Here is a 2,176-nt window from a genome sequence, read left to right as displayed (position 1 = left end):
GGCGGAGGGCGGTTTCGAGGTCGTCGAGGGTTTCCATGAGCAGTTCGGCGCTGCGGCGGACGATGCGGTCGGCGTCGGAGGGGGGCCATGCGTCGAGCGTGGCGCGGACGGGGGCGAAGTCCGGGGGGCGCCGTTCGCGGACGGCGGTGGCGGCGTCCGCGGTGGCCGTGCGCAGGTGCAGGGCGAAGGGGGCTGCGTCCGGGACCGGGTCGGCGTCGGGGGCCGGGAGGTGGGCCTCCATGAGCATGGGGACGCGGCCCATGGCCGACAGGGCCGCGTCGGCACCGTCGGCGGTGCGGCGGGACAGGCCGCGGCCGCGCACGGGTTCGGCGTCGGCGCGGGCGACCGCCTGGTCCCAGGCGAGCGCGGCCGCGCGGGCGTCCAGCAGGGCCGCGCGCACCTCCTCGCGCCGTCCCCGGGCGGGGGCGGCATGGGCCTCCATCGCGGCGGCGGCGTACCGCCCGGTGGCCTTGATGCGGTCGGCCAGCCGGTTCCGCAGCCGGGGGGTCTCCCAGGCCGGGAAGAGCGCGTACGCGGCCATCGCCAGCATCCCGCCGAGCAGCGTGAGGAGCACGCGGTCGGGCACCGTCTGCGTCCAGCTGGAGCCGGCCATGCCGAGCAGGAAGACCACGTACGCCGACGCGGCCACCTGGGAGACCAGGTAGCCGGTGCGCAGGAGGCCGTACATCAGGGCGACCGACACCACGGCCAGCACGGCGCAGGGGTAGGGCCCCGGGGCGAAGGACTGCATCACGGCGGTCGCCACGGTGACGCCCGCGAGGGTGCCGATGAAGCGGGCCACGCTGCGGCCGTACGTCTGGGAGAAGTCGGGCCGCATCACCAGCACCGAGGTCAGGGGCGCCCAGTAGCCGTGCCCGAGCGGCAGGGCCACGCCCAGGGCGTAGCCCGCGGGGGTGACGGCGGCCAGCCGGACGGCGTGCCGGAAGACGGGCGAGTCGAAACGGGCCTCGCGCCGTACGGTGCGCGTGGCGAGCGGCAGGAGTTCGGCCACGCTGGGGCGACACAGGTGGGCGGTGTCGCTGCTCACCGAGCCGCCGCGGCCGGTGGCGGAGGAGACCGCCTCGCTGAGCAGCGCGACGAGCCGCAGCGCGGTGCGCCGGGCGGGCCCGGTCAGCCGCTCCTCCGGGACGGGGTCGACGAGCACCACGGAGTCCGCCTCCGGCGGTACGCGCACCGGCTGGGCCTCCCGTACCGCGCGCGCCACCGCGTCCAGCACGGAGGCCGCCGCGGCCAGCAGCTCGCGGGCCCGGTCGCGCTCCGGACCCTCGGCGGCGGCGCCGACCGCGGGATCGGCGAGCGAGGCCAGCACGGGACGGATGCGCTCGGCCAGCACCCGTTTGCCGCGCAGCGCGGCCGGGCGCCGCCGCGCCTGCCGGTCGGTGATGACGGCGGCGTTGCGCGCGGTCATCAGCGGCTGGGGGTCGAACGGTGCCACCGGGTCGTGCCGCAGCCGGCGTGCGTAGTCCGCCTCCGCCGCGAAGGCGTCGGCCAGCGCGTCGCGCTGCCGGCCCCAGCGGCGCACCGGGAACAGCACGATCAGCCCCGCCTGCACGACCCCGCCCGCCGCGATGACCAGCGCGTGGCCGAAGGCGCCCAGCACGGAGGTCGGCAGGGTGATCACGACCAGCATGACGGCGACGGTGAGGGACGAGACGATGCCCGCGGTGGGCCCCAGCGCCCAGGCCATGCCCGCCAGGAACGCCCAGACCGCCAGCAGCACCACGAACACCCACCAGTGCGCCCCCGCCAGGTAGCCCAGGAAGGTGCTGACGGCGAGGCCGGTACCGGCGACCAGCGCCAGCACCGGCCGGGGCCGCCAGCTGCGCTGGAAGGTGGCCATGCCGGAGGCGAAGGCGCCGAAGGCCGAGGACGCGGCCACCGAGGGGCCGGCCAGCCACAGCGAGAGGCCGATGACGACGGCGACGCCCGCGGCGGCGCGCAGCGCGACGAGCGGTTCCAGCCCGGCGCGCTCGATCCGCAGCCCTTCGCGGGCGCTGCGGCGCAGGGCGCGCAACCAGGTCATGAGGCTGAGGATAGGACGGGTAGGACGAGGAGGGCCGGGTAAGCGCAGCGCAAGATCCGTTCCGGCGAGTCCCAGGAGGCAGACCGCCATGACCGCCCCAGCACGCCGGGCCACCGTGCCGCCCGTGCCGCC

At 77.2% G+C, this 2,176-nt stretch carries 1 protein-coding gene; it reads right to left on the bottom strand.

Annotation, left to right across the window (positions count from 1 at the left end; all coding sequences use genetic code 11):
• On the bottom strand, positions 1-2,044 hold a 2,044-nt coding region (locus PV350_RS46220; protein ID WP_500339264.1), incomplete at its 3' end, for an FUSC family protein.
• Positions 2,045-2,176 lie beyond the last annotated feature (132 nt).

Origin of the sequence: Streptomyces sp. PA03-6a, from assembly GCF_033792765.1 — a bacterium.
Classification (GTDB): Bacteria; Actinomycetota; Actinomycetes; order Streptomycetales; family Streptomycetaceae; genus Actinacidiphila.
This window is presented reverse-complemented; position numbering and strand designations above follow the sequence as displayed.